At 62.0% G+C, this 23,333-nt stretch carries 19 protein-coding genes; 8 read left to right on the top strand and 11 right to left on the bottom strand.

Annotated elements, in window-relative coordinates:
- Positions 1-24 precede the first annotated feature (24 nt).
- The 9 genes from AC1Q6I_RS01105 to bioB all read right to left on the bottom strand — a co-directional run bounded on the left by AC1Q6I_RS01105 (position 25) and on the right by bioB (position 10,607).
- On the bottom strand, positions 25-1,794 hold the full coding sequence (locus AC1Q6I_RS01105) for an acyl-CoA dehydrogenase C-terminal domain-containing protein (RefSeq protein WP_102623882.1): 1,770 nt from the start codon (positions 1,792-1,794) through the stop codon (positions 25-27).
- A gap of 90 nt (positions 1,795-1,884) precedes the next feature.
- Positions 1,885-3,174: a GGDEF domain-containing protein gene (locus AC1Q6I_RS01100; protein WP_041161035.1), complete on the bottom strand. Its 1,290-nt coding sequence runs from the start codon at positions 3,172-3,174 to the stop codon at positions 1,885-1,887.
- 202 nt (positions 3,175-3,376) lie between these two features.
- Complete coding sequence (locus tag AC1Q6I_RS01095; RefSeq protein ID WP_024077749.1) at positions 3,377-5,182, bottom strand: phenylacyl-CoA dehydrogenase; 1,806 nt, start codon at positions 5,180-5,182, stop codon at positions 3,377-3,379.
- A 450-nt stretch (positions 5,183-5,632) separates the two neighbouring features.
- Positions 5,633-5,914: a hypothetical protein gene (locus AC1Q6I_RS01090; RefSeq protein ID WP_024077750.1), complete on the bottom strand. Its 282-nt coding sequence runs from the start codon at positions 5,912-5,914 to the stop codon at positions 5,633-5,635.
- Positions 5,915-6,018: 104 nt separating this feature from the next.
- Positions 6,019-6,699, bottom strand: a complete 681-nt coding sequence (bioD, locus tag AC1Q6I_RS01085) for a dethiobiotin synthase (protein WP_024077751.1) — start codon at positions 6,697-6,699, stop codon at positions 6,019-6,021.
- On the bottom strand, positions 6,696-7,508 hold the full coding sequence (gene bioC, locus AC1Q6I_RS01080) for a malonyl-ACP O-methyltransferase BioC (RefSeq protein WP_102623884.1): 813 nt from the start codon (positions 7,506-7,508) through the stop codon (positions 6,696-6,698). Before bioC ends, bioD begins: the two co-directional genes overlap by 4 nt.
- A complete protein-coding gene (locus AC1Q6I_RS01075; protein ID WP_024077753.1) occupies positions 7,501-8,232 on the bottom strand; it encodes an alpha/beta fold hydrolase in 732 nt (243 codons plus the stop codon). Before AC1Q6I_RS01075 ends, bioC begins: the two co-directional genes overlap by 8 nt.
- Positions 8,225-9,406: an 8-amino-7-oxononanoate synthase gene (gene bioF / locus AC1Q6I_RS01070; RefSeq protein WP_024077754.1), complete on the bottom strand. Its 1,182-nt coding sequence runs from the start codon at positions 9,404-9,406 to the stop codon at positions 8,225-8,227. Before bioF ends, AC1Q6I_RS01075 begins: the two co-directional genes overlap by 8 nt.
- A gap of 145 nt (positions 9,407-9,551) precedes the next feature.
- Positions 9,552-10,607, bottom strand: a complete 1,056-nt coding sequence (bioB, locus tag AC1Q6I_RS01065; RefSeq protein WP_069077138.1) for a biotin synthase BioB — start codon at positions 10,605-10,607, stop codon at positions 9,552-9,554.
- A gap of 92 nt (positions 10,608-10,699) precedes the next feature.
- On the opposite strand from bioB, the gene AC1Q6I_RS01060 reads away from it, so the two are divergent.
- From AC1Q6I_RS01060 to rarD, 5 genes are all read left to right on the top strand, one after another.
- Positions 10,700-11,437, top strand: coding sequence for a ComFC family protein (locus AC1Q6I_RS01060; RefSeq protein WP_102623885.1), 738 nt, complete (start codon positions 10,700-10,702; stop codon positions 11,435-11,437).
- A 58-nt stretch (positions 11,438-11,495) separates the two neighbouring features.
- Positions 11,496-12,260 carry a TOBE domain-containing protein gene (locus tag AC1Q6I_RS01055; protein ID WP_102623886.1) on the top strand — a complete coding sequence of 255 codons (765 nt, stop codon included), beginning with the start codon at positions 11,496-11,498 and terminating at the stop codon, positions 12,258-12,260.
- Between the two features lie 90 nt (positions 12,261-12,350).
- On the top strand, positions 12,351-14,249 hold the full coding sequence (locus tag AC1Q6I_RS01050; protein WP_102623887.1) for a PhoX family protein: 1,899 nt from the start codon (positions 12,351-12,353) through the stop codon (positions 14,247-14,249).
- Between the two features lie 178 nt (positions 14,250-14,427).
- On the top strand, positions 14,428-15,402 hold the full coding sequence (locus tag AC1Q6I_RS01045) for a serine/threonine protein kinase (protein ID WP_024077759.1): 975 nt from the start codon (positions 14,428-14,430) through the stop codon (positions 15,400-15,402).
- Between the two features lie 128 nt (positions 15,403-15,530).
- The gene (gene rarD, locus AC1Q6I_RS01040) at positions 15,531-16,415 is read left to right on the top strand and encodes an EamA family transporter RarD (RefSeq protein ID WP_102623888.1); all 885 of its coding nucleotides are present in this window, start codon (positions 15,531-15,533) and stop codon (positions 16,413-16,415) included.
- Between the two features lie 223 nt (positions 16,416-16,638).
- Here the strand turns inward: rarD and AC1Q6I_RS01035 are convergent, their stop codons facing one another.
- Positions 16,639-17,151 carry a glycine cleavage system transcriptional repressor gene (locus AC1Q6I_RS01035; protein WP_024077761.1) on the bottom strand — a complete coding sequence of 171 codons (513 nt, stop codon included), beginning with the start codon at positions 17,149-17,151 and terminating at the stop codon, positions 16,639-16,641.
- A gap of 486 nt (positions 17,152-17,637) precedes the next feature.
- Here AC1Q6I_RS01035 and AC1Q6I_RS01030 point away from each other — a divergent pair, with 486 nt between their 5' ends.
- On the top strand, positions 17,638-19,815 hold the full coding sequence (locus AC1Q6I_RS01030) for a malate synthase G (RefSeq protein WP_069077133.1): 2,178 nt from the start codon (positions 17,638-17,640) through the stop codon (positions 19,813-19,815).
- Between the two features lie 167 nt (positions 19,816-19,982).
- Here the strand turns inward: AC1Q6I_RS01030 and AC1Q6I_RS01025 are convergent, their stop codons facing one another.
- A complete protein-coding gene (locus AC1Q6I_RS01025) occupies positions 19,983-20,429 on the bottom strand; it encodes a response regulator (protein WP_024077763.1) in 447 nt (148 codons plus the stop codon).
- Between the two features lie 245 nt (positions 20,430-20,674).
- Here AC1Q6I_RS01025 and AC1Q6I_RS01020 point away from each other — a divergent pair, with 245 nt between their 5' ends.
- Together AC1Q6I_RS01020 and AC1Q6I_RS01015 are read left to right on the top strand one after the other, a co-directional pair.
- The gene (locus tag AC1Q6I_RS01020) at positions 20,675-22,597 is read left to right on the top strand and encodes a putative nucleotidyltransferase substrate binding domain-containing protein (RefSeq protein WP_041161311.1); all 1,923 of its coding nucleotides are present in this window, start codon (positions 20,675-20,677) and stop codon (positions 22,595-22,597) included.
- Positions 22,594-23,301 (top strand): 3'-5' exonuclease, encoded by a 708-nt coding sequence (locus AC1Q6I_RS01015; RefSeq protein WP_069077131.1) that lies wholly within the window; start codon positions 22,594-22,596, stop codon positions 23,299-23,301. The genes AC1Q6I_RS01020 and AC1Q6I_RS01015 overlap by 4 nt, the downstream gene beginning before the upstream one ends.
- The last annotated feature ends 32 nt before the right edge of the window (positions 23,302-23,333 follow it).

Here is a 23,333-nt window from a genome sequence, read left to right as displayed (position 1 = left end):
TGACTGATTGGTATTTTTAAGTCATCACAACGCAAATGCCTCCGCAGACAGACTCATCAGGCAGTCACTGCCGGCTTCCACGGACGCCCGATGGGTCGCAGTACGTGGCAGCAAGCGCTTGAAATAGAAGTCGCAGGTGGCCAGCTTGGCTGTGGCGAAGTCGCTGTCGCCCTGTTCCAGCGCTGCAATCGCCATACGCAGCCACAGGTAGGCAAGGATGACGTAACCGCTGTACATCAGGTAATCCACCGCAGCGGCGCCCACTTCGTCAGGGTTTTTCATCGCGGCCATCCCGACCTGGGTGGTCAGCTCGCCCCATTCCTGGTTCAGTTGATTGAGCTGCAGCACATAGCCTTTGAGCTGCGCATGCTCGGCATTCGCCGCGCAAAACTTATGCACAATCCTGGTAAAGCCGCGCAGCAGCTTGCCCTGGCTGCCCAACACCTTGCGCCCCAGCAGGTCGAGGGCCTGGATGCCGTTGGTGCCTTCATAGATCGGCGCAATCCGCGCATCGCGTGCCAGTTGCTCCATGCCCCACTCACGAATGTAGCCATGGCCGCCGAATACCTGCATGCCGTGGTTGGTCACCTCCAGCCCGGTATCGGTCATAAAGGCTTTGCAGATCGGCGTCAGGAACGCCAGCAGGTCTTCAGCCTCCTGGCGCTGGCCGGCGTCGCGGCTCAGGTGCGCGGTGTCGAGCAGTTGCGCGGTGAAATAGGTCAGCGCCCGGTTGCCCTCGTTGAACGCTTTCATGGTCAGCAACATACGGCGTACATCGGGGTGCACGATGATCGGGTCGGCGGCTTTTTCCGGCGCCTTGGCGCCGGTAAGCGAGCGCATTTGCAGGCGGTCGTTGGCGTACTTGATCGCGCCCTGGAAGCTCGCCTCGCCGTTACACAGGCCCTGCATGCCGGTCCCCAGGCGTGCATGGTTCATCATGGTGAACATGCAGTTGAGGCCCTTGTTCGCCTCGCCAATCAAAAAGCCCCGGGCGCCGTCAAAGTTCAGCACGCAGGTGGCCGAGCCCTTGATGCCCATCTTGTGCTCGATGGAGCCGCAATGCACGGCGTTGCGTTCACCGGAATCGGCATGAAACTTGGGCACGATAAAGAGGGAGATGCCCTTGGTGCCCGCTGGCGCATCCGGCAGCTTGGCCAGCACCAGGTGGATGATATTGGCGCTCATGTCGTGTTCACCGGCCGAGATGAAAATCTTGCTGCCGGTGACGGCGTAGCTGCCATCCGCCTGGGGCACGGCACGGGTCTTGATCAGGCCCAGGTCGGTACCGCAGTGGGCTTCGGTCAGGCACATGGTGCCGGTCCATTGGCCGGCGGTGAGTTTGCTCAGGTAGGTGGCTTTCTGTTCCTCGGTGCCATGGGCGTGGATCGCCGACATCGCGCCGTGGGTCAGCCCCGGGTACATACCCCAGGAGGTGTTACTGGAGCCGATCATTTCGCTCAGCACCAGGCCCAGGGATTGCGGCAAGCCTTGGCCTCCGTAGGCGGGGTCTGCCGCCACGCCGTGCCAGCCACCTTCCACGTACTGGGCGAAGGCTTCCTTGAAACCTTTGGGCGTGGTCACCACGCCATTATCGAAATGGCAGCCTTCTTCATCGCCACTGCGATTGAGCGGTGCCAGCACGTTCTCGCAAAATTTCGCACCTTCTTCGAGGATCGCACTGACCATGTCCGGGCTGGCGTCCGTCGCGCCCAGCGCGGCGTAATGGCCATGGAAGTCGAACACGTGGTCGATCAGAAAGCGCATGTCGCGCAGGGGAGCTTTGTACTCAGGCATGGCAATGTCTCCGGCAGCAGATGATTTCAACCTACTGCCGGCCAGCGCCCCGGACAATCACTGTAGAGCCGCTGAATACACCACCATCACTCAACCGGCAGCGCTCTCCATGCGCACAGCGCCGCGGCGGGTTTGCCCGGCCGCGACCACGCAATTACGCCCGGCGCCCTTGGCGGCGTAGAGCGCCTGGTCGGCGGACTTGAGCACCTCTTCGGGCGTGCGCTGCTCAGCCTGGCGCTCGGCCACGCCGATGCTGACGGTCACCGAGACACTTGAGGCGCCACTCCCCGCCCGGCGTTGACGGCCCTGCTGATCGTCCTGGGGCCGGTCTGAGTGGCGCAACTTGATGTCGTAGTCGGCGATGATCTCGCGAATTTCCTCCAGGTGCGGCATGCACTCGTCCAGGGTCTTGCCGGCAAATACCACGGCGAACTCTTCACCGCCGTAACGGTAGGCACGCCCACCCCCATTGACCTTGGACAGTTTGCTCGCCACCAGGCGCAGCACTTGGTCCCCCACATCGTGGCCATGGGTGTCGTTGAAACGCTTGAAGTGGTCGACGTCGCTCATGGCCAGCACATAGTTGCGCCCCAGCCGCTGCATGCGCTCGTTGAGGGCACGACGCCCCGGCAGGCCGGTCAGCTCGTCACGGAAGGCCATTTGATAGGCCTCGTGGGCGACACCGGCAGCGATCATCAGCATCACTTGGCTGCACATGATGTTCAGGGTAAACGGCAGGATAAATGTCTGCGGCAGCATCCAGAACATCCCCAGCAGCCCGACCATCTGCGCCGCATGCAGCGGCCGCGGCTGGTACCAGTACTGCGCCGCCAGGGTCAGGAAACCAATCAGGAACATCGGGTACGACAGCTGGATCAGGCTCATCCAGGTGCCATGCAACGCCGGCCAGCGAATTTCGGCCAACCAGTTGAGCAGCGCCTGGGGATAACTTTGCTCAAGAGCCAGGGCCACGCTGCCTACCGCCAGCAACACAGCACCACGTGCGACAAAGTCGCGGAACAGGTGGGTCTTTTCTTGCCACAGGGCATAGACGCTGAACAACACGGGCAACAGCAGGCAACACAGGTGGAACACCACCGCCGCGTCTTCGCGAACCCGGCCATTGTCTCGGTAGAAATCGGTCTGGGTGTCGAGCAGGAAGTAGACGATGTACACCGTGATCATCAGGAACAGTTCACGCTGGCGCCGATAGACCGCGCAATACGATCCGCCGAGCAACAGCACCAGGGTCGGCAACACGTTGAACAGCGAAGTGAAGAAGACGTTGAGGTCCTTGACGTACGCAGCCGAGAGCCCGGCCAGCAATAGCAGCAACGAAGGAAAGAAATGACTGAAACGTACTGCGGACACGCGCGACAAGGGTAAAACTCCGACCCGCAAAAAAGATGGCACAGTGCCTTCATTCGGACAGTTAAGCACAACCTGCCTGAGATGTATCACATTGCCATCACTGTAACGGCAGCTCGACGCAATCCCTGAGCGCAACGCTGCGTTTTTTATCGTCGAAAAAAAACCGCCGCTCCCGAAGGAAGCGGCGGCCCTGAAGTGAACCCGGTAAGGCTTAGTAAGCCAGGCCGAAGTCCTCTTCTTTCATGTCCATCAGGTTGTTGGCGCCCGACAGCATGGTGGCTACGTGGGTGCGGGTACGCGGCAGGATGCGTTGGAAGTAGAAGCGCGCGGTCTGCAGCTTGGCGGTGTAGAACGCTGCCTCGCTGGTGCCGGCAGCCAGTTTCTCGGCGGCCAGGCGGGCCATGTCGGCCCAGAAGTACGCCAGGCACGCGTAACCGGAGTACATCAGGTAGTCCACCGAAGCAGCACCGACCTCTTCACGGTCTTTCATCGCCGCCATGCCGACCTTCATGGTCAACTCGCCCCACTCTTTGTTCAGCGCAGCCAGTGGCGTTACGAATTCCTTGACGGCTTCGTTGCCTTCGTTGGCCTGGCAGAACTTGTGGACGATCTTGGTGAAGCCTTTCAGTGCTTCGCCCTGGGTCATCAGCACTTTACGGCCGAGCAGGTCCAGCGCCTGGATACCGGTGGTGCCTTCGTACAGCATCGAAATGCGGCTGTCGCGAACGTTCTGCTCCATGCCCCACTCGGCGATAAAGCCGTGGCCGCCGTAGATTTGCACACCGTGGTTAGCCGATTCAAAACCGACTTCGGTCATGAACGCCTTGGCGATCGGGGTCATGAACGCCAGCAGGCCATCGGCCTGTTTCTTGGCTTCGTCGTCGGTGCCGTACTTGACGATGTCCACTTGCTTGGCGGTGAAGTACACCATCGCACGGTTGCCTTCAGCGAAGGCTTTCATGGTCAGCAGCATGCGGCGCACGTCAGGGTGCACGATGATGGGGTCGGCCGCCTTGTCCGGCGCTTTCGGGCCTGTCAGGGAACGCATTTGCAGGCGATCACGAGCGTATTTCAGGCCGCCCTGGAAACCGATCTCGGCGTGGGCCAGGCCTTGCAGCGCGGTGCCCAGGCGAGCGGTGTTCATAAAGGTGAACATGCAGTTCAGGCCTTTGTTCGCCGGGCCGATCAGGAAACCGGTGGCCGCGTCGAAGTTCATCACGCAGGTGGCGTTACCGTGGATGCCCATCTTGTGTTCCAGGGAACCACAGGTCACGGCGTTGCGTGCACCGATCGAGCCATCGGCGTTGGGCAGGAACTTGGGCACAATAAACAGCGAGATGCCTTTGGTGCCCGCCGGTGCATCCGGCAGGCGGGCCAGTACGATGTGGACGATGTTATCGGCCATGTCGTGCTCACCGGCCGAGATGAAGATCTTGGTGCCGGAGACTTTGTAGGAACCGTCGGCCTGAGGTTCGGCCTTGGTACGCAGCATGCCCAGGTCGGTACCACAGTGAGGCTCGGTCAGGCACATGGTGCCGGTCCATTCGCCCGATACCAGTTTGGTCAGGTAGGCGTCCTGTTGCTCGGGGGTGCCGTGCTCGGAAATGGTGTTCATCGCACCATGGGACAGGCCGGGGTACATGCCCCACGACCAGTTGGCTTCACCGACCATTTCGCTGACAGCCAGGCCCAGGGATTCCGGCAGGCCTTGGCCACCATGCGCCACGTCGTGGGCCAGGCTTGGCCAGCCGCCTTCGACGAACTGTTTGTAGGCTTCTTTGAAACCAGCAGGGGTCTTAACGCCTGACTCGCTCCAGGTGCACCCTTCGATGTCACCCACGCGGTTCAACGGTGCCAGCACTTGCTCACAGAACTTGGCGCCTTCTTCGAGAATGGCGTCAACCATGTCCGGGGTAGCGTCCTGGCAAGCCGGCAGGCTCTGATAGTGCGCTTCATAACCAAGCAGTTCGTCACGAACGAAGCGAATATCACGCAAGGGGGCCTTGTAGTCAGGCATAGCGATAAACCTCTGCTGATGTATCTGGAATGAACAACCGCGTGGATTTGTTATGGCGGTCAAACAGGTGTTTGAAACATACGTTTACGACCTGGGGTTGTCAAGCGTCCACCCGACACCGTTTGTCCTGATGCAGGTTATGGGCAGACACGGCCACGCCTGCGGCGGGATGCCACATCAGAAGGATATGCAGAAAATTCAGAGGGAAGGCATGTGGCAATGCGGGGCTTATTGTGGCGAGCGGGCTGGTTGTGGCGAGCGGGCTTGCCCCGCGTTGGGCTGCGCAGCAGCCCCAATAAATCTGAATGCGGTGTATCAGGTATTACCAGGGTGGTTGGTTTTGGGGCCGCTTCGCAGCCCAACGCGGGGCAAGCCTGCTCGCCACAACAAGCCCGCTCACCACAGGGGGCCCGCTCGCCACGAGGGCCCGCGCGTAGAGGGGGTCAGGGATTAAGCGAAGGTATCGATCAACGTGCCGAGCATTTCGTCCGAAGCCTTGGCGACTTTCGCGCCGAGCTCCACTTGAAACTTGCCTTGCGCCATTTCCACCATGTTGCTCGCCGAATTGGACGGCTGGGCGCGGGCGTTGGCACGTAGAAGGTCTACCTGCGCATCCGAGGGCTGGGTTGTCGCGGCGCTGGCAATCTTGCCGGCGGCCTGGTCGACACGGCTTTGCCCGGCCTGAATGGTGCTCAAGCCCGAATAAAACGCACTGCTGCCAGAGATTTCCATGGCGTGGCCCTGCTAAGAGAATCGTGAAGTTGAATTGAAGCAGAGATCCTGTCAAAAGGCCCGTCAAAAACGCTAATGGCATAATGCCTTATCGATAGCCAAAATCAGTCAAGCAGGTCCAGTTGCAGGTGCTCGGCCACCGCCTCAGCACTGGCGTGCTTGAGTTTCGGCACCCGGCCCAGGCAAGGAGCGGGCAAGCGCTCGGCCAGGGTGGCGAGGTTTTCTTCCAGACGAGAGGTCTTGGGGTCGATGATATTCGCCACCCAGCCCGCCAGGGGCAAACCGTCCCTTGCGATAGCTTCGGCAGTCAGTAACGCATGGCTGATGCACCCCAGGCGCACGCCCACCACCAGGATCACCGGTAACTTGAGCGCCATGGCCAGGTCCGACAGGTTGTCCTGATCAGCCAATGGCACGCGCCAGCCGCCCGCGCCTTCGATCAAGGTGAAATCTGCTTGCCGTGCCAGGACCTGCTGCATGGGTTTGAGCAGCGACTGCACCGTCAGCGCCACACCCGCCTCTCGCGCGGCCAAATGGGGGGCAATGGCCGGTTCGAACGCCACCGGGTTGACCTCGGCATACGTCAGCGGTAATGAACACTCAGCGAGCAGCGCCAGGGCGTCGGCGTTGCGCAAGCCCTTGGGCGTGACCTGGCAACCGGAAGCAACCGGTTTGCCGGCGGCGGTGCTTTTGCCAGCCTGGCGCGCCGCGCGCAGCAGGCCGGCAGCGACGGTGGTCTTGCCGACATCGGTGTCGGTACCGGTGATGAAATAAGCGGCGCTCATAAAGGTTTCTCCAGTACGGCGTACACCACTTGGTAAGTCGCCGGCAGGCCCTGGGCCCGACGGAACCGCTCATAAGCGTTCACCAGTGCAACAATCCGCGCACGCCCCGTCAACCCTCCCGGTCGCCCAGGGTTGAGATTGTGCGCCCCCAGCGCCTTCAATTCATGGGTCAGGCTGCGCACATCCGGGTAGTGCAGCACATGGGGTTGACGCTCCAGGCTGATCACACGCAAGCCACTGGCCACGCACAACTGCTGGTAAGCCTCGAAGGTCCGGAAGCGATTGACGTGCACCAGGCCATCCGCTGCCCGCCAGCTTTCGCGCAACTCATCCAGGGTGCCCACGCACAAGCTTGCGAACGCCAGCACGCCACCGGGCTGCAGCACTCGATACGCCTCGTTGAGCACCGCCGCGAAGTCCGCACACCATTGCACCGCCAGGCTGGAGAAGATCAGCCCGCAACCGCCATCCCGCAATGGCAGGCGCTCGGCATCGCCGGCGATGAAATGCTCGGCGCCCCCCAGAGGCCGTGCATGGTTGAGCATGCCTTCGGCAATATCCAGCGCCACGCCGTGGCTGGCGGGCCACATGCCGCCCAGCACCCGGCTGAAATACCCCGTGCCACAGCCCATATCCAGCCAGCGTTGCGGCGCCCCGGCAGACGGTAAGCGGGCCAGCAGTTCATGCCCCACCGCCCGCTGCAACTCGGCGACACTGTCGTAACTGGCCGCCGCACGGGAAAACGAGGCCGCTACCTGACGCTTGTCCGGCAAGGCGCCTGGCAGGGGAGGATGGGATAAATCAGTCATCAACGCACTCATGCAAAAAAGCCTGGATAGCCCCCGCCACGCCGTGGGGGTCTTCCAGAAGAAAAGCGTGACCGGCCTGTTCAATCAGGCCGATTTCCACATCGGGGAGCAACGCCAGCAGATCACTGGCGGCTTCGGCCGGCACCAGCCCGTCCAGGCCGGCAAACAGGTGCAACTGGGGGCCGCGAAACGCTTGCAGGGCGGCGCGGGTATCGAGTTGGGCCAGCAACTCAAGGCCTGGCATCAACACGCTGGCGGGTGAATTCGGCGCACCGCTGACCAGTAATCGCGAAAGCCCGCGTGGGTCCTCGGCACCCTTGGCGCACAACAGGCCAAAACGCTTGAGCGTGACTTGGGAATCGGCGTGGCAGCCCGCCAAAAAAGCATCGAAGGTCTCGCCGGGCATCGCATTCGGCCAGCCATCGTGGGCGACGAAACACGGGTTGCTCGCCAGGGTCAGCAGGCCGCAACAGCGCTCGCCACGCCTTGCAGCCAGCTCGGAAGCGAGCATACCGCCCAGCGACCAACCGCCCAGCCAGGCGTTGTCCGGCAGCGTGGCGTCGAGTTCGTCGAGCCACTCCTCCAGGTCGCAGGAATCCAACGCCGGCAACGGCTCGATCTGCACCTGCAAGTGTTCGTCCAGCCCACGCAGGGCGGCGGCCAACGGCTCCAGCGGTGACACGCCGAGGCCCCAGCCGGGCAACAGAATCAGTCGATCACGCATGGTCGGGCTCCGTGGCACCCAGCAAGCGGAAGCACGCCTCCAACGCATTTAACAATAGCTGCACCTGCGCCTCGCTGTGGGCGGCCGTCAATGTCACACGCAACCGCGCGCTGCCGGCAGGCACGGTGGGTGGGCGGATCGCGGTGACCATCAGGCCACGCTCGCGCAGCATCTGCGACAGGCGCACGGCCTTGGCACTGTCGCCGATCAGGATCGGCTGGATCGGTGTAAAGCTGTCCATCAAGTCCAGCCCGAGCTGCTCGGCGCCCTGACGGAACTGGCGGATCAGGCGATTAAGGTGCTCGCGTCGCCAATGCTCGGTGCGCAGCAATTCCAGGCTTTTGAGGGTGGCGCAAGCCAGCGCCGGTGGCTGGCTGGTGGTGTAGATATACGGCCGCGCAAACTGGATCAGGCTTTCGATCAGCTCCTCGCTGCCCGCCACAAACGCCCCGGCGGTGCCGAACGCTTTGCCCAGGGTACCGACCAGCACCGGCACGTCGTCCTGGCTCAAGCCGAAATGCTCGACGATCCCGCCACCGTTGGCACCCAGCGGGCCAAAGCCATGGGCGTCATCCACCATCAACCAGGCGCCCTTGGCTCTCGCTTCACGGGCCAGCGCTGGCAGGTCGGCCAGGTCGCCATCCATGCTGAACACGCCGTCGGTGACCACCAGGGTGTTGCCGCTGGCTTTCTCCAGGCGCTTGGCCAGGCTGGCGGCGTCGTTGTGCAGGTAGCGATTGAAGCGCGCGCCGGACAGCAGGCCGGCGTCCAGCAACGAAGCGTGGTTGAGGCGGTCTTCCAGCACGGTATCGCCCTGCCCCACCAGTGCGGTGACTGCACCGAGGTTGGCCATGTAGCCGGTGGTAAACAGCAATGCCCGCGGGCGACCGGTGAGGTCGGCCAGGGCTTCTTCCAGCTCATGGTGCGGCGTGGCATGGCCCACCACCAAGTGCGAAGCGCCGCCGCCCACGCCCCAACGGGACGCGCCGGCGCGCCAGGCCTCGATCACTTGCGGGTGATTGGCAAGGCCCAGGTAATCGTTATTGCAGAACGCCAGGAGGGGTTGGCCGTCGACCACCACTTCCGGGCCTTGAGGGCTCTGGAGCAGCGGGCGTTGCCGGTAAAGGTGTTCGGCACGGCGGGCAGCGAGGCGCGCGGAGAGATCAAAAGACATGCAGGCCTCGGACTGGCAGGTTCAACTCGATCAGAACAGGTGGGAGGGAGCATGCCCCCGATAGCCATTCGTCAGTTGAAACCTAGGTCGACTGACACGCCGCAATCGGGGGCAAGCCCCCTCCCACCGTTGTTCTGTATTTCAATCAAACAACGGCGTTATAGAACTGCTCGCTGCTCTTGTGCTCCACCAGCGCCTGTTCAATCGCAGCCTGATGCACTTCATCGGCATGCTCTTCGCGGGCTTCAGGCTGGATGCCCAGGCGCGCGAACAGTTGCATGTCCTTGTCAGCCTGCGGGTTAGCGGTAGTCAGCAGCTTGTCGCCGTAGAAAATCGAGTTGGCGCCGGCAAAGAAGGCCAGGGCCTGCATCTGCTCATTCATCGCTTCACGGCCGGCCGAAAGGCGCACATGGGACTGCGGCATCAGGATGCGCGCTACCGCCAGCATGCGGATGAAATCGAACGGGTCGATGTCCTCGGCGTTTTCCAGCGGCGTGCCGGCGACTTTTACCAGCATGTTGATCGGCACCGACTCCGGGTGCTCGGGCAGGTTGGCCAGCTGGATCAGCAGGTTGGCGCGGTCGTCGAGGGACTCGCCCATGCCGAGGATGCCGCCGGAGCAGATCTTCATTCCCGAGTCCCGCACGTAGGCCAGGGTTTGCAGGCGCTCGGCGTAGGTGCGGGTGGTGATGATCGAACCGTAGAACTCCGGCGAGGTGTCGAGGTTGTGGTTGTAGTAGTCCAGGCCGGCCTGGGCCAGCGCTTGGGTCTGGTCCTGGTCGAGGCGGCCGAGGGTCATGCAGGTTTCCAGGCCCATGGCCTTCACGCCCTTGACCATCTCCAGCACGTAGGGCATGTCTTTGGCCGACGGGTGTTTCCATGCAGCGCCCATGCAGAAGCGCGTCGAGCCGATGGCTTTGGCGCGGGCAGCCTCTTCGAGGACCTTCTGCACTTCCAGCAGCTTTTCTTTTTCGAGGCCCGTGTTGTAGTGGCCCGACTGCGGACAATATTTGCAATCTTCCGGGCAGGCACCGGTCTTGATCGACAGCAACGTCGACACCTGCACACGGTTGGCATCGAAATGCGCGCGGTGCACGGTCTGCGCCTGGAACAACAGGTCATTGAACGGCTGCACGAACAGGGCTTTGACTTCGGCTAAGGACCAATCGTGACGCAGGGTTGCAGTGGTGCTGGCGCTCATGGGCGATTCCTTGATTATGCTTGGGCTTTCGCTGTGGGAAGGGCAATACCCACAGGCACGACACGGATGCTCGGCATATTTAAGGAAGAATCATGCACTGTCAACCGAGATACAAACACCAGGTTTACATCTGGTTAAAAAACACACAAACCTGTTTAATCTGCGATGAGGCGACCGAAAGCGCCGATTGCGTGTGCAACGTCTGCGAAACCGAGCTGCCGTGGCTGATGGAACAGTGCGAAGTGTGCGCCCTGCCCTTGCCGATGGAGGGTCTGGTCTGCGGCCAATGCCAAAAATACCCGCCGGCCTTTAAACAGGTGGTCGCCCCCTGGTCCTACAGTTTCCCGGTCGACACCCTCATCAGCCGCTTCAAGCACCAGGCTCGCTGGCCGCTCGGGCATCTGCTGGGGCGCTTGCTCGCGCGCTACCTGCAACATCGCTTCGAGCAGGCCGACCTCAGCCGCCCGGACTGCCTGCTGCCCGTGCCCCTGGCCCGCAAGCGCCTGCGCGAACGTGGCTATAACCAGGCACTGATGCTGGCTCGCTGGCTCAGCGCCGAGCTGGACCTCGAATACGATGAGCACCTGTTGTTACGTCCCCATGAAACCGTGGCGCAACAAACCCTCGACGCCAAGGCTCGCAGCCGCAACCTGCTCAGCGCCTTTGCCCTGGCACCCGGCGCCCAGGTGCAGGGCCGTCACCTGGCGCTGGTGGACGATGTGCTCACCACCGGCGCCACCGCCCACAGCCTGGCGCAACTGTTGATGGAGGCCGGCGCGCGGCAGGTCGATGTGTACTGCCTGGCCCGCACGCCCAAACCAGGCGCCTGACTTGACTCCCGGGCGCCAGGGCGGCAACGTCCCCTGCATCTCATCGAAGCGTATTCCCATGTCCCTGCCCACTTCCCTCAGCCAACACATCATCCGCCGCCCCCAGCGCATCGCCTTGCTGGGCCACATTGCCGAGCAGGGCTCCATCACCCGCGCCGCCAAAAGCGCCGGCCTGAGTTACAAGGCCGCCTGGGACGCGATCGATGAACTAAACAACCTGGCGCAAAAGCCGCTGGTGGAACGCAGTGTCGGCGGCAAGGGCGGCGGTGGCGCCAAGCTGACAGCCGAAGGTGAGCGTGTACTGCGCCTCTACCAACGCCTGCAAGTGTTGCAGGCCGAGGTCTTGGGGTCGGTCGAAGCCGCCAGCGATTTCAACCTGCTGGGCCGCTTGATGCTGCGCACCAGCGCCCGCAACCAATTGCACGGCCAGGTCATCGGCATCGACAGCCATGGCCGTAATGACCTGGTCCACCTGCAACTGGCCGGCGGCCTGAGTTTGCATGCGCAGATCACTCACGACAGCACGCAACGACTGGAGCTGGAGAACGGCGTGGAAGTGGTCGCGCTGATCAAGGCCGGCTGGCTCGAATTGCTCGCCGCCGGGGCGCCAGCAACACCCGGACACAATTATATGAGCGGTACCGTCGACGCGATTCTCGCCGCCGAGGACGGCCCCAGCGAAGTGCGCATCGCCCTGCCCAGTGGCCAGGTTTTATGCGCCCTGGCGCAGCCTGACGCCCTTAAGGCGCTGGGCACTGCCGTAGGCAAAACCGTCCAAGTGCAATTCGCACCGAGCAATGTACTGCTGGGGACGCCGGTCTAGGCGCGCGTCCTGCTGCGCCCACCTTCAAACTGCAACAATTTCGTCACGCCCGCTCCTTATGGTGTCTGCAAAAACCGCAGGGAGCCTGACATGAGCCTATTAGAAGAAAACCAAGCCACCGACCTCGAACAGATGGTTGGCCTGACCCGCCGTCGCTTTATCGGCGCCGGAGCCCTGTGCGGTGCCGCGATGTTCCTCGGCGGCAACCTGCTGACCCGCAGCGCACTCGCCGTCAACGCCGCCTCCGCCAGCCCGTTGTTGGGCTTTGCCAGTATCGCCGCCGCCACCAGCGACGCCATCAGCCTGCCACCCGGCTATACCGCCTCGGTGCTGATCAGCTGGGGCCAGCCGCTGCACAAGAACGCGCCGGCCTTCGACCCGTCCGGCAACGGCACGGCCAAGGCCCAGGAGCAGCAGTTCGGTGACAACAACGACGGCATGAGCCTGTTCGCCTTCCCCGGCGATGACAACCGCGCGCTGTTGGCGATCAACAATGAATACACCAACTACCGCTACCTCTTCGCCCACGGCGGCGCGCCGCAATCGGCCGAAGACGTGCACAAGGCCCAGGCCAGCGAAGGTGTGTCAGTGATCGAAGTGCGGCGCCAGGGCGACACCTGGCAGTTCGTCCAGGACTCGCGTTACAACCGGCGTATCCACGGCAATTCGCCGATCCGCCTGAGCGGCCCCGCCGCTGGCCACGAATGGTTGAAAACCAGCGCCGACAAGTCCGGCAAAAAAGTCCTCGGTACCTTCCAGAACTGCGCCAACGGCAAGACCCCATGGGGCACTTACCTGACGTGCGAAGAGAACTTCACCGACTGCTTTGGTAGCAGCAACCCCCAGCAAGCGTTCGATGCCGGGCAGAAACGCTATGGCGTGGTGGCCGCCAGCAAAGAGATCAACTGGCACTTGCACGACCCGCGCTTCGACATGGCCAAGAACCCCAATGAACTCAACCGCCACGGCTGGGTCGTGGAAATCGACCCGTTCGACCCGCAATCCACCCCGGCCAAACGCACCGCCCTGGGCCGTTTCAAACACGAGAACGCCGCCTTGGCGCAAACCCGCGACGGCCGCGCCGTGGTGTACATGGGCGACGACGAACGCGGCGAATTTATCTACAAGTTCGTCAGCCGCGACAAGATCAACCACAAGAACCCCAAGGCCAACAAAGACCTGCTCGACCACGGCACCTTGTACGTGGCCATCTTCGATGCGGGCGATGGCAACGCCGATCATCCCAAGGGCAAAGGGCAATGGGTCGAGCTGACCCATGGCAAAAACGGTATCGACGCCAGCACCGGTTTTGCCAGCCAGGCCGAAGTACTGATCCACGCACGCCTGGCCGCCAGCGTGGTGAAAGCCACGCGCATGGACCGCCCGGAATGGATCGTGGTCAGCCCCACTGACGGCCAGGTTTATTGCACCCTGACCAACAACGCCAAGCGGGGCGAAGACGGCCAGCCAGTGGGCGGCCCTAACCCGCGCGAGAAAAACGTCTACGGCCAGATCCTGCGTTGGAAGGCCAACGCCGATGACCACGGTGCCCCGGACTTTACCTGGGACCTGTTTGTGGTCGCCGGCAACCCAGGCGTACACGCCGGCACACCCAAGGGCGGCTCGTCCAATATCAACCCGCAAAACATGTTCAACAGTCCCGATGGCCTGGGTTTCGACAAGGCCGGGCGCCTGTGGATTCTCACCGACGGCGACTACAGCAACAGCGGCGACTTCGCCGGCATGGGCAACAACCAGATGCTCTGCGCCGACCCGAGCACCGGAGAAATTCGCCGCTTCATGGTGGGGCCGGTGGCCTGTGAAGTGACGGGGATCAGCTTTTCGCCGGATCAGAAGACCCTGTTTGTGGGGATTCAACATCCAGGTGAAACCGGCGGTTCGACTTGGCCGGAGCACCTGCCCAATGGCAAGCCGCGATCGTCGGTGATGGCGATTCGGCGGGAAGACGGCGGGATTGTCGGCGCCTGACGGGCCGCTATCGGGGGCAAGCCCCCCCCACATTGGTCCGCGTTCCTACAGGTTAAACGCGGTCAACTGTGGGAGGGGGCTTGCCCCCGATAGCAATCGCACAGTCACCCCCTATCTCAAGCCCGGTGCGTTACCATACCCGGCCGGACGCGGCGACCTGCTGCGCGCAGGAGTTCGTATGGCCCATCCGTTTGAAACACTCACTCCCGACCTGGTTCTCGACGCCGTCGAAAGCATCGGTTTTCTCAGCGACGCTCGCGTATTGGCGCTCAACAGCTACGAAAACCGCGTCTATCAGGTGGGCATCGAAGACTCCGAGCCGCTGATCGCCAAGTTCTATCGTCCGCAGCGCTGGACCAACGAAGCCATCCTCGAAGAACACAGCTTTACCTTCGAGCTCGCCGAGTGCGATGTGCCGGTGGTCGCGCCGATGATCCATAACGGCAAGAGCCTGTTCGAACACGCCGGTTTCCGCTTCACCCTGTTTCCTCGCCGTGGCGGCCGCGCGCCGGAGCCGGGCAACCTCGACCAGTTGTACCGCCTCGGGCAGTTGCTCGGGCGCTTGCACGCCGTCGGCGCCACCCGCCCCTTCGAACACCGCGAAGCCCTCGGGGTGAAGAACTTCGGTCACGACTCCCTCACGACCCTGCTCGAAGGCAATTTCATTCCCAAAAGCCTGCTGCCGGCCTACGAGTCCGTCGCCCGCGACCTGCTCAAGCGTGTGGAAGAGGTGTACAAGGCCACGCCGCACAAGAACATCCGCATGCACGGCGATTGCCACCCCGGCAACATGATGTGTCGCGACGAAATGTTCCACATCGTCGACCTGGATGACTGCCGCATGGGCCCGGCGGTGCAGGACCTTTGGATGATGCTCGCCGGCGACCGCCAGGAATGCCTCGGCCAGTTGTCCGAGTTGATGGACGGCTATCAGGAGTTCCACGACTTCGACCCGCGCGAACTGGCCCTGATCGAACCGTTGCGCGCCTTGCGCCTGATGCACTACAGCGCCTGGCTGGCACGACGCTGGGACGACCCGGCGTTCCCCCACAGCTTCCCGTGGTTTGGCAGCGAGCGGTATTGGGGTGACCAGGTGCTGGCATTGCGTGAGCAGCTCTCAGCCCTCAACGAAGAGCCGCTTAAACTCTTCTGATTGTTTTTAATGTGGCAGGGGGCTTGCCCCCTCCCACACAAAGCAGACCCCATTACCAATCCAGTCCCATTGGTTGACAAATATCCTTACAATCGCGCTTTGTTAGCTGCCTAAGCAAGGATTCTGCAATGCACGCCGCCAACCCCCGCAAGGGGTACATCCTGGGCCTGAGTGCCTACGTCATCTGGGGTCTGTTCCCGCTCTACTTCAAAGCCATCGCCAGTGTTCCCGCCGCCGAAATCATCGTGCACCGCGTGCTGTGGTCGGCGCTGTTTGGCAGCTTGCTGTTGATGGCCTGGAAACATCCCGGCTGGTTCCGCGAACTGCGCGACAACCCCAAGCGCCTGGCGATCCTGGCCCTCAGCGGTTCGTTGATCGCCGGTAACTGGCTGACCTATGTCTGGTCGGTGAACAGCGGGCGCATGCTCGAAGCCAGCCTGGGCTACTACATCAACCCACTGGTGAATGTGCTGCTGGGCATGCTGCTGCTCGGCGAGCGGCTGCGTCGCCTGCAATGGGTGGCCGTGGGGCTGGCCGCGGTGGGTGTGGCGCAACAGGTATGGCAGGTGGGGAGCTTGCCGTGGGTATCTTTAGTGCTGGCGCTGACCTTTGGTTTCTACGGCCTGATCCGCAAGCAGGCGCCGGTCAAGGCGCTGCCGGGGCTGGTGGTGGAAACCTGGATGCTGGTGCCGATCGCCGTGGCATGGTTGCTGTTCAATCCGTCGGCCCACAGTGCGCAACTGGCATTCTGGAGCACGTCCGAAGCCTGGTGGCTGGTAGCGGCGGGCCCGGTGACGCTGATCCCGCTGGTGTGCTTCAACGCCGCCGCACGGCATTTGCCCTACACCGCCCTGGGCTTTTTGCAGTATGTGGCGCCGACCCTGGTGCTGCTGGAAGCCGTCCTGCTGTTCGGTGAACACCTGGCGCCCAGCACCCTGCTCGCTTTCGCCTTTATCTGGGCCGGCCTGGTGGTCTATAGCGTGGACGCCTGGCTGACCGTGCGCAAACGCTGATCAAATAACGTACAAACCTATGTAAGCCACGGCCCGCGTGGCTTGCAGGCATTCACCCCAAGGTTATCCACAGCCTGGTCCCCGTCATTTGTGCACAAGCCGTTGAAACTGCTCGTTTTTTGCTCAGATAAGGAAGACGGCCGGCCGGCGTGGCCTGGGGCCGAGTCTCTACAGGTTATCCACAGGCCCATGCAAGATTTCCATGCATAACCTGGTGGGCAGATTATTCCTCGTTGTGCAGTTCCACCATCAGGTCGTCTGCCAAGGTTTCCAGGGATTGCTGCAAGTCATCCAGGGATAATGTCGCCGGCACCTGCAACAGCGCCTCGGCGGTAAACAGTGGGTCGCCACTCATGGGCGCTGGGCGCACATCGGTGCTCAGGCTCCCCAGGTTCACGCCCTGCTTGCTCAACAGCGCCGTGATCTCGCGCACGATGCCCGAACGGTCATTGCCCACCAGCGTCATCAGAATCGATTTGGACGCCACAGCCTGGCCAGTGCTGCCCTCCCCCACCAGCACGCGAATGCCGTGTGTGGATAAATCCTCCAGCGCATCGACCAACGCCTGACGGTTCTCCGCCGGCACGCTGACTCGCAGAATCCCGGCAAACTGGCCAGCCATGTGAGCCATGCGACTCTCGAGCCAGTTGCCACCGTGGACCGCGATGTTCTGCGCGACGCGTTCGACCAGGCCGGGTTTGTCGGCGGCGATAATAGTGAGTACAAGATGGTCCATGGCAAAGCCCTCTGGTGCTGATACCGGTAGGAGCGAGCTTGCTCGCGAAGGTCGTTAACGATAGCGCGGGAATACTGACACCCAACGGCACCCTCAGGTTGTTCGCGAGCGAGCTCGCTCCTACAAGGTGGACGCCGCAGCCCATGAAAACAAATCGTGTACCATTTTTATATTTATATGGAACAATCTCATGGTTTTTTGAGAACATCCCATACCCCACTGTGACCGTACGACCAAAGTGGGTCGCTAAACGACGTATTTAGTCTAATTTTCACAACCGCAAATCATCATGTAGTATGCCCAGTCGCGCACTACATAACGTTAGGTCGATGTCTGCCAAGGCGCCAACGTATCACGATAACCCGCCAGCCCAGCCGCCTCGACGGCATGTACTGGGGGATCGGGTTCGTGGTTTAAATGGCCAGAGGCTTCATTGGTAAATTGAAAAGCTGAAAAGCGCATAAGCTCCGCAGAGTGAGGCAAGCAATGACTGAACACGTTCAAGTCGGTGGCCTGCAGGTCGCCAAAGTCCTGTTCGACTTCGTGAACAACGAAGCCATTCCCGGTACCGGCATCACTGCCGACCAGTTCTGGGCCGGCGCCGACAAGGTCATCCACGACCTGGCACCGAAGAACAAAGCCCTACTCGCCAAACGCGACGATTTCCAAGCGCGGATCGACACCTGGCACCAGACCCACGCCGGCCAGGCCCATGACCCGGTGGCCTACAAGGCCTTCCTGCAAGATATCGGATACCTGCTGCCAGAAGCCGCAGACTTCCAGGCCTCGACCCAAAACGTCGACGACGAAATCGCCCGCATGGCCGGCCCGCAGCTGGTGGTGCCGGTGATGAACGCCCGTTTCGCCCTCAACGCCTCGAATGCACGCTGGGGCTCGCTGTATGACGCGCTGTATGGCACCGATGCCATCAGCGAAGCCGACGGCGCCGAAAAGGGCAAGGGCTACAACAAGGTGCGCGGCGACAAGGTCATCGCCTTCGCCCGCGCCTTCCTCGACGAGGCTGCGCCGCTCAGCGCCGGCAGCCACGTCGACTCCACCGGCTATAAAATCGCTGATGGCAAGCTGATTGTCAGCCTCAAGGGCGGCAGTAACAGCGGCCTGCGCGACGACGCGCAGTTGATCGGCTTCCAGGGCCCCGCGGCCCAGCCGATTGCGATCCTGCTGAAACACAACGGCCTGCACTTCGAAATCCAGATCGACGCCAGCACCCCAGTCGGCCAGACCGACGCTGCCGGCGTCAAAGACGTCCTGATGGAAGCCGCGCTGACCACCATCATGGACTGCGAAGACTCCGTCGCCGCCGTCGATGCCGACGACAAAGTGGTGATCTACCGCAACTGGCTCGGCCTGATGAAGGGTGACCTGGCCGAGGAAGTGGCCAAGGGTGGCAAGACCTTCACCCGCACCATGAACCCCGACCGCGTCTACACCGGCGTGGATGGCCAGGACGTGACGCTGCACGGCCGTTCGCTGCTGTTCGTGCGCAACGTGGGTCACCTGATGACCATCGACGCGATCCTCGACAAAGCGGGCAACGAAGTACCGGAAGGTATCCTCGACGGCCTGCTGACCAGCCTGGCGGCGATCCATAGCCTCAACGGCAACAGCAGCCGCAAGAACAGCCGTACCGGTTCGGTATACATCGTGAAGCCGAAGATGCACGGCCCGGAAGAAGCCGCGTTCACCAACGAGCTGTTCGGTCGCATCGAAGACGTGCTGAACCTGCCGCGCAATACCCTCAAAGTCGGAATCATGGACGAGGAGCGCCGCACCACGGTCAACCTCAAGGCCTGTATCAAGGCCGCCAGCGAGCGCGTGGTGTTTATCAACACCGGCTTCCTCGACCGTACCGGCGACGAAATCCACACCTCCATGGAGGCCGGTGCGATGGTGCGCAAGGCCGCCATGAAAACCGAAAAGTGGATCGGCGCCTATGAAAACTGGAACGTCGATATCGGCTTGAGCACCGGCCTGCAAGGTCGTGCACAGATCGGTAAAGGCATGTGGGCAATGCCCGACCTGATGGCGGCGATGCTCGAACAGAAAATCGCCCACCCGTTGGCCGGCGCCAATACCGCCTGGGTTCCATCGCCTACCGCTGCGGCGCTGCACGCACTGCACTACCACAAGGTCGACGTGTTCGCGCGCCAGGCCGAACTGGCCAAGCGCGAACGCGCGTCGGTGGACGATATCCTGACCATTCCCCTGGCCAAGAACACTGATTGGTCCGAGGAAGAGATCCGCAACGAACTGGATAACAACGCCCAGGGCATCCTCGGCTACGTCGTCCGCTGGATCGACCAAGGCGTTGGCTGCTCCAAAGTGCCGGACATCAACGACGTCGGCCTGATGGAAGACCGCGCCACCCTGCGCATCTCCAGCCAGCACATCGCCAACTGGCTGCGCCACGGCGTTGTGACTCAGGACCAGGTGATGGAAAGCCTCAAGCGCATGGCGCCGGTGGTGGACCGTCAGAATGCCGGGGATGCGTTGTACCGTCCGCTGGCGCCGGATTTCGATAGCAATATCGCGTTCCAGGCGGCGGTGGAATTGGTGATTGAAGGGACCAAGCAACCGAATGGTTATACCGAGCCGGTATTGCACCGCAAGCGTCGGGAGTTCAAGGCCAAAAACGGCCTGTAACCAACGCGCCCCCTATAGGAGCGAGCTTGCTCGCGAAGAACCAACAGGCAACGCGGGCTATCTGATAACACTGCGTTTTCGTTCACGGTTTTCGCGAGCAAGCTCGCTCCTACAGGTAAAAGAAAGCCCTGATCTCGCGATCAGGGCTTTTTTTGTTTCAACGGGCTTTACTGCGTCATCCCCAGCTCGCGCTTGACCATCTTCGCCAACTTCACGCTATCGATCGGTTTGAGCAGGAAGTCCAATACACCATCATGCATAGCATCAATCACGTCCTTGGCGTCCGCGTCCCCCGACATGATGATGATCGGCAATGCCGCGCGAGTGGATCCACGTACCTTGCGGATCAGTTCCAAGCCACTGCTGGGCTCCATGCGCAGGTCAGTGATCAACAAGCCGATGGAGCTGCTGGAGCTCAACAAGTCCCACGCCGCCTCACCGCTGTCAGCGGTCATGCAGCCAATATCATCCAGCCTCAGGATCTCCGCCAACAATTCCCGCGCGTCCTTGTCGTCGTCAACAATCAACACGCGTTGTGGCGGTAAATCAGGCTCCAGCATCACGGCGCTCAGCGCCTCGCGCTCGGCATCGCTCAAAATATCGTGGTCGGACATACGTTTCTCAGCAGTTCTATTCAACTCCCAGCACACTCGTCAGACATCTGCGGAAGGGCGATCAATGTGCACTTCGTCGGAAAGTTTGCCTAGTGGGTGTTCTACGGGGTTTGGACGATAGCCATGTAAGGTTTTTCCCTAGATTTACACCTCGTTGGTCGACCTAGACTTACGTCCAATGGGCACCCGCCGCGCAGGAGTCGACCATGCAGGACGATAACGACAAAAAAATTGCGGTCATGGTTATGAGTAAAGCTGATGCTTTCGCCCAGGCAGGAAAAACAGCGGTATTGCAGAATATCCACGGCACCCTGCAGTTCCTGCAACGCTTCCCGCCGTTCAACCAGATGGAAAACGCCCACCTGGCATTTCTGGTGGAACAGTGCCAATTGCGCTTCTACGCCCCCGGCGAGAGCATCCTCAAACCGTCGGGTGGGCCGGTCGAGCACTTCTATATTGTCAAACAGGGCCGGGTGGTCGGCGAAAGGCCCGACTCGGCCGAAACCACCTTCGAAATCACCACCGGCGAGTGCTTCCCCCTCGCCGCACTGCTTGGCGAACGAGCGACCCGCACCGAGCACAAGGCGGCCGAAGACACCTTCTGCCTGCAACTGAACAAACCGGCTTTTATCAAACTGTTCGCGCTGTCCAGCCCGTTTCGCGACTTTGCCCTGCGCGGCGTCAGCAGCCTGCTGGACCAGGTCAACCAGCAAGTGCAGCAAAAAGCCGTGGAAACCCTCGGCACCCAATATTCCCTGAACACCCGCCTGGGCGAATTGGCCATGCGCCATCCGGTCACGTGCAGCCCCGATACACCGCTACGCGAAGCGGTGACGCTGATGCATGAGCAACAGGTCGGCAGCATCGTGATCGTCGACGAGCACAAGGCGCCCTTGGGGATTTTCACCCTGCGTGACCTGCGCCAGGTGGTGGCCGACGGCACCAGCGATTTCACCCAGGGCATCAAAGGGTCTATGACCCAGGCGCCGTTCTTCTTGACCCCGGACCATAGCGCCTTCGACGCCGCCATCGCCATGACCGAGCGGCATATCGCCCATGTGTGCCTGGTGAAAGACCAGCGCCTGTGTGGGGTGGTGTCCGAGCGCGATCTGTTTTCCCTGCAACGTGTCGACCTGGTCCACCTGGCCCGCACCATTCGTAACGCGCCCCGGGTGGAGAACCTGGTGGCGATACGCGGCGAGATCGGCCAGTTGGTGGAACGCATGCTGGCCCATGGGGCATCATCCACCCAGATCACCCACATCATTACCCTGCTTAACGATCACACCGTGTGCCGGGTAATCGAGCTGACCCTCGCCGAAAAAGGCGACCCCGGCGTGCCATTCAGTTGGCTGTGTTTCGGCAGTGAAGGCCGTCGCGAGCAGACGCTGTACACCGACCAGGACAACGGCATTCTGTTCGACGCCAAGGACGCCGCCGAAGCCGCCGAGATTCGTGGCCGCTTGTTGCCGCTGGCGCAGCAGATCAACCAGAGCCTGGCGCTGTGTGGCTTCAGCCTGTGCAAGGGCAATATCATGGCCGGCAACCCGGAGCTGTGCCTATCGCGAGCCGAATGGGCACGCCGGTTTGCCGCGTTTATCCGCGAGGCGACGCCGGAGAACCTGTTGCGCTCGAGCATCTATTTCGACCTGCGGGTGGTGTGGGGCGACGAGCAAGGCTGTGAGCAACTGCGCCAAGGCATTCTCGACCAGGTCGCGGACAACCGGCTGTTCCAGCGCATGCTCGCCGAAAACGCCTTGCGCCAACGCCCGCCGGTGGGACGTTTTCGCGAGTTCGTGCTGACGCGCAAAGGTGGTGAGAAAGCCACGCTGGACCTCAAGGTGCAGGGCCTCACGCCGTTTGTCGACGGTGCGCGCCTACTGGCCCTGGCCAACGATGTCCACGCCATCAACACCCTGGAGCGTCTGCGCCAGCTGGTGGCCAAGGGCGTGATTGAACCACTGGATGGTGCCGCCTATGAAGAGGCGTACCACTTTATCCAGCAAACCCGCATGCAGCAGCACCAGTTGCAGACCCGGGAAAACCAGGCGTACTCCAACCGTGTCGACCCCGACAGCCTCAACCATCTGGACCGACGTATCCTGCGCGAATCCCTGCGCCAGGCCCAGCGCCTGCAAAGCAGCCTGACCTTGCGGTATCAACTGTGAGCCTGTTCGGTTGGCTGCGTGCGGCAAAACCCGGACTGGACGCGGCGCAACAGCGGCGCCTGGAACAGTTACCCAAACCGGCGCCGCTGGGCGACGTGTCGCTGCGTCAGCAGCGCTGGGTGGTGGTCGACCTGGAAACCAGCGGCCTGAACCTCAACCGCGACCTGGTGCTGTCGATCGGCGCCGTGGTGATCGAGGACGGCGCGGTGGATTTTTCCCAGCTGTTCGAGCGCACCCTGCAACGCACCGAGACCAAGCTCAGCCCCAGCGTACTGATCCACGGCCTTGGCCCCAGCGCTATCGCCGCCGGTAGCGACCCGGTGGAGGCGCTGCTGGATTTCATGGAGTTCGTCGGTGACAGCCCGCTGCTGGCCTTCCATGCACCGTTCGACCAACACATGCTCGGCCGCGCGCTCAAGGACAGCCTGGGTTACCGCCTGGCCCATCCGTTTCTCGACGTGGCCGACATCGCGCCACTGCTGTGCCCCGAGGCGAACATACGCGAAGCCGGGTTGGACCACTGGCTCGAGCACTTCAACCTGCAAGTCGGTGAACGCCACCACGCCAGCGCCGATGCCCTGGCCACGGCGGAACTGATGCTGATCCTGTTCAGCCGCGCGCGCCAGCAGCAGATCGACACCCCCCAAGCATTGCAAGAGCGTTTGAGCCAATGGAAACGGCGTAAACAAGCGCCATCGTTTTAATAGCAACCGCCCGACAGACACCAATTGCGCCC

It is taken from the genome of Pseudomonas sp. MPR-R2A5, assembly GCF_058793055.1.
This window is presented reverse-complemented; position numbering and strand designations above follow the sequence as displayed.